The following is a 5218-nucleotide window of genomic DNA, read 5'->3' as shown; positions in this document are numbered from 1 at the left end:
TGTTTGGTGTTTGTTCAGAGTTGCACAGTGGACGCGTAGCAGCTTCGTAGTCAAGTCCTCGGCCTATTAGTACCGGTCAACTGAACCCGTTACCGGGCTTACATTTCCGGCCTATCAACCCAGTCGTCTAGCTGGGGGCCTTACCCCCACAAAGTGGGGTGGGATACCTCATCTTGAAGCAGGCTTCCCGCTTAGATGCTTTCAGCGGTTATCCCTTCCGAACGTAGCTAACCAGCCGTGCCCCTGGCGGGACAACTGGCACACCAGAGGTTCGTCCGTCCCGGTCCTCTCGTACTAGGGACAGCCCTTCTCAAGTATCCTACGCGCACGGCGGATAGGGACCGAACTGTCTCACGACGTTCTAAACCCAGCTCGCGTACCGCTTTAATGGGCGAACAGCCCAACCCTTGGGACCTGCTACAGCCCCAGGATGCGACGAGCCGACATCGAGGTGCCAAACCATCCCGTCGATATGGACTCTTGGGGAAGATCAGCCTGTTATCCCCGGGGTACCTTTTATCCGTTGAGCGACACCGCTTCCACTCGCAAGTGCCGGATCACTAGTCCCGACTTTCGTCCCTGCTCGACCTGTCAGTCTCACAGTCAAGCTCCCTTGTGTACTTGCACTCAACACCTGATTGCCAACCAGGCTGAGGGAACCTTTGGGCGCCTCCGTTACCCTTTAGGAGGCAACCGCCCCAGTTAAACTACCCACCAGACACTGTCCCTGAACCGGATAACGGTCCGAAGTTAGATACCCAAATCAACCAGAGTGGTATTTCAAGATTGCCTCCACCCATACTGGCGTACAGGTTTCACCGGCTCCCACCTATCCTACACAAGCCCATTCAGATACCAATGTCAAGCTATAGTAAAGGTCCCGGGGTCTTTCCGTCCTGCCGCGCGTAACGAGCATCTTTACTCGTAATGCAATTTCGCCGGGCCTGTGGTTGAGACAGTGGGGAAGTCGTTACGCCATTCGTGCAGGTCGGAACTTACCCGACAAGGAATTTCGCTACCTTAGGATGGTTATAGTTACCACCGCCGTTTACTGGCGCTTAAGTTCTCCGCTTCGCCCCGAAGAGCTAACAGGTCCCCTTAACGTTCCAGCACCGGGCAGGCGTCAGTCCATATACATCGAATTACTTCTTCGCATGGACCTGTGTTTTTAGTAAACAGTCGCTTCCCCCTGCTCTCTGCGGCCATACAACGCTCCACCCGCACGGGGCTTCACGTCTCCGGCCCCCCTTCTCCCTAAGTTACGGGGGCAATTTGCCGAGTTCCTTAACCACAGTTCGCCCGATCGCCTCGGTATTCTCTACCTGACCACCTGTGTCGGTTTGGGGTACGGGCCGCTAAGAACTCGCTAGAGGCTTTTCTCGGCAGCATAGGATCACTGACTTCACCTGAATCGGCTCGGCATCACGTCTCAGCCCCATGTGTTGCGGATTTGCCTACAACACGGCCTACACGCTTACCCCGGCACAACCACCGGCCGGGCTCAGCTACCTTCCTGCGTCACCCCATCGCTTGACTACTACCCACCAGGTTCCCACGCTCACCATCCTCAGTCCGAAGACCTCAAACAGCTCGGGCAGTTAGCACAATAAGGTTCATCACGGGCGCTCTTTCGCGGGTACGGGAATATCAACCCGTTGTCCATCGACTACGCCTCTCGGCCTCGCCTTAGGTCCCGACTCACCCAGGGCGGATTAGCCTGGCCCTGGAACCCTTGGTCATCCGGCGGAAGGGTTTCTCACCCTTCTTTCGCTACTCATGCCTGCATTCTCACTCGTGCCGCGTCCACAACTGGGTCACCCCGCTGCTTCACCCCCGGCACGACGCTCCCCTACCCACCCACACACCTGCACACCCCATCAAGGAGATGCGAAGTAAAATGTGAGTGCCACAGCTTCGGCGGTGTGCTTGAGCCCCGCTACATTGTCGGCGCGGAACCACTTGACCAGTGAGCTATTACGCACTCTTTAAAGGGTGGCTGCTTCTAAGCCAACCTCCTGGTTGTCTATGCGACCCCACATCCTTTTCCACTTAGCACACGCTTAGGGGCCTTAGCTGGTGATCTGGGCTGTTTCCCTCTCGACTACGAAGCTTATCCCCCGCAGTCTCACTGCCGCGCTCTCACTTACCGGCATTCGGAGTTTGGCTGATTTCGGTAAGCTTGTGGGCCCCCTAGACCATCCAGTGCTCTACCTCCGGCAAGAAACACGCGACGCTGCACCTAAATGCATTTCGGGGAGAACCAGCTATCACGGAGTTTGATTGGCCTTTCACCCCTAACCACAGGTCATCCCCCAACTTTTCAACGTTGGTGGGTTCGGCCCTCCACGCGGTCTTACCCGCGCTTCAGCCTGCCCATGGCTAGATCACTCCGCTTCGGGTCTAGAACATGCGACTACGACGCCCTATTCAGACTCGCTTTCGCTACGGCTCCCCCACACGGGTTAACCTCGCCACATGCCACTAACTCGCAGGCTCATTCTTCAAAAGGCACGCCGTCACCCCGCAAGGCTCCGACGGATTGTAGGCGAACGGTTTCAGGTACTATTTCACTCCCCTCCCGGGGTACTTTTCACCATTCCCTCACGGTACTCGTCCGCTATCGGTCACCAGGAAGTATTTAGGCTTACCAGGTGGTCCTGGCAGATTCACGGCAGATTTCAGGGGTCCGCCGCTACTCGGGAACACCCACAGAAGGTCAGCAACTTTCACCTACCGGACTCTCACCGTCTACGGTCAGCCATTCCAGACTGTTCGACTAGCCACTAACTTGATAACTCCTCGAACAAGTGTCAGCTTGTTCAGCAGGGTCCCACAACCCCGACCACGCAACCCCTGACAGGTATCACACGCAACCGGTTTAGCCTCAATCCGCTTTCGCTCGCCACTACTCACGGAATCACTAATTTGTTTTCTCTTCCTACGGGTACTGAGATGTTTCACTTCCCCGCGTTCCCCCCATACACCCTATGTGTTCAGGTGCAGGTGACACCACATGACTGGTGCCAGGTTTCCCCATTCGGACACCCTGGGATCACAGCTTGGTTGACAGCTCCCCCAGGCCTATCGCGGCCTCCCACGTCCTTCATCGGCTCCTGGTGCCAAGGCATCCACCGTTCGCCCTTGACAACTTGACCACAAAGATGCTCGCGTCCACTGTGCAATTCTCAACAAACAACCAACCCACAACCCACAAGCCCCACACCAGCAACCCCACCCCACCCACAGGCAGAACAGAATCCGGTATGCGAGACCAGGCCATGCCTGGCAACCTTCAACAAGCTTCCGCTCATCCAAAGGCTCCGAAAAAACAACCAAAGGTTGTTCCTTCAGGACCCAACAGGGTGCTTACCGCCCTCCCCCAGCCGCACCGCCCGACCATTCCCACCACCCCCAAAAGGGCAGCTGTACTAGATCATCGCGGCCGTTGCCAAGGAAAAACTGGCCAGTGTCTCCGCCATCCGAGCACCCCGACCCGACATACGCAGGTCGCGGGCTCCATACCAGCTTTCACTGGATGGTGCTCCTTAGAAAGGAGGTGATCCAGCCGCACCTTCCGGTACGGCTACCTTGTTACGACTTCGTCCCAATCGCCAGCCCCACCTTCGACGGCTCCCTCCACAAGGGTTGGGCCACCGGCTTCGGGTGTTGCCGACTTTCGTGACGTGACGGGCGGTGTGTACAAGGCCCGGGAACGTATTCACCGCAGCGTTGCTGATCTGCGATTACTAGCGACTCCGACTTCACGGGGTCGAGTTGCAGACCCCGATCCGAACTGAGACCGGCTTTTTGGGATTCGCTCCACCTCACGGTATCGCAACCCATTGTACCGGCCATTGTAGCATGCGTGAAGCCCTGGACATAAGGGGCATGATGACTTGACGTCATCCCCACCTTCCTCCGAGTTGACCCCGGCAGTCTTCGATGAGTCCCCGCCATAACGCGCTGGCAACATCGAACGAGGGTTGCGCTCGTTGCGGGACTTAACCCAACATCTCACGACACGAGCTGACGACAGCCATGCACCACCTGTGACCGCCCCCGAAGGACCTTACATCTCTGCAAGTTTTGCGGCCATGTCAAACCCAGGTAAGGTTCTTCGCGTTGCATCGAATTAATCCGCATGCTCCGCCGCTTGTGCGGGCCCCCGTCAATTCCTTTGAGTTTTAGCCTTGCGGCCGTACTCCCCAGGCGGGGCGCTTAATGCGTTAGCTGCGGCACAGAGAACCGGAGAGGCCCCCCACACCTAGCGCCCAACGTTTACAGCGTGGACTACCAGGGTATCTAATCCTGTTCGCTCCCCACGCTTTCGCTCCTCAGCGTCAGTATCGGCCCAGAGACCCGCCTTCGCCACCGGTGTTCCTCCTGATATCTGCGCATTTCACCGCTACACCAGGAATTCCAGTCTCCCCTACCGAACTCTAGCCTGCCCGTATCGACCGCAGGCTTGGGGTTGAGCCCCAAGTTTTCACGGTCGACGCGACAAGCCGCCTACGAGCTCTTTACGCCCAATAAATCCGGACAACGCTCGCACCCTACGTCTTACCGCGGCTGCTGGCACGTAGTTGGCCGGTGCTTCTTCTGCAGGTACCGTCACTTACGCTTCGTCCCTGCTGAAAGAGGTTTACAACCCGAAGGCCGTCATCCCTCACGCGGCGTCGCTGCATCAGGCTTCCGCCCATTGTGCAATATTCCCCACTGCTGCCTCCCGTAGGAGTCTGGGCCGTGTCTCAGTCCCAGTGTGGCCGGTCGCCCTCTCAGGCCGGCTACCCGTCGTCGCCTTGGTAGGCCATCACCCCACCAACAAGCTGATAGGCCGCGAGCCCATCCCAGGCCGAAAAACTTTCCACCCCCCACCATGCGACAAGAGGTAATATTCGGTATTAGCCCCCGTTTCCGAGGGTTATCCCAAAGCCTAGGGCAGGTTGCTCACGTGTTACTCACCCGTTCGCCGCTCGAGTACCCCGAAGGGCCTTTCCGCTCGACTTGCATGTGTTAAGCACGCCGCCAGCGTTCGTCCTGAGCCAGGATCAAACTCTCCAACAAAAACCTGTTGAACAGCATCCTGACAACAAACAAATGTTGCCAAAGGAATCCCCACCAAACAAACCCGAAGGTCTGCCCAGTGCGGGGTATAAATCATAATTGGCACTGGCTTATCAAGCACCCTGTTGAGTTCTCAAAGAACAACCACACACCA

2 rRNA genes are annotated in these 5218 nt (G+C 57.3%); both read right to left on the bottom strand.

The window, feature by feature from the left end:
* Positions 1 to 46: 46 nt before the first annotated feature.
* A 23S ribosomal RNA gene (locus AB0B63_RS32385) occupies positions 47 to 3155 on the bottom strand.
* Positions 3156 to 3549: 394 nt separating this feature from the next.
* Positions 3550 to 5064, bottom strand: a 16S ribosomal RNA gene (locus tag AB0B63_RS32380).
* The 16S and 23S rRNA genes sit together here, the layout of an rRNA operon.
* Positions 5065 to 5218: the final 154 nt, after the last annotated feature.

The sequence above is a fragment of the Micromonospora sp. NPDC049081 genome, from assembly GCF_040648835.1.
In the GTDB taxonomy this organism is placed as follows: domain Bacteria; phylum Actinomycetota; class Actinomycetes; order Mycobacteriales; family Micromonosporaceae; genus Micromonospora; species Micromonospora antibiotica.
This window is presented reverse-complemented; position numbering and strand designations above follow the sequence as displayed.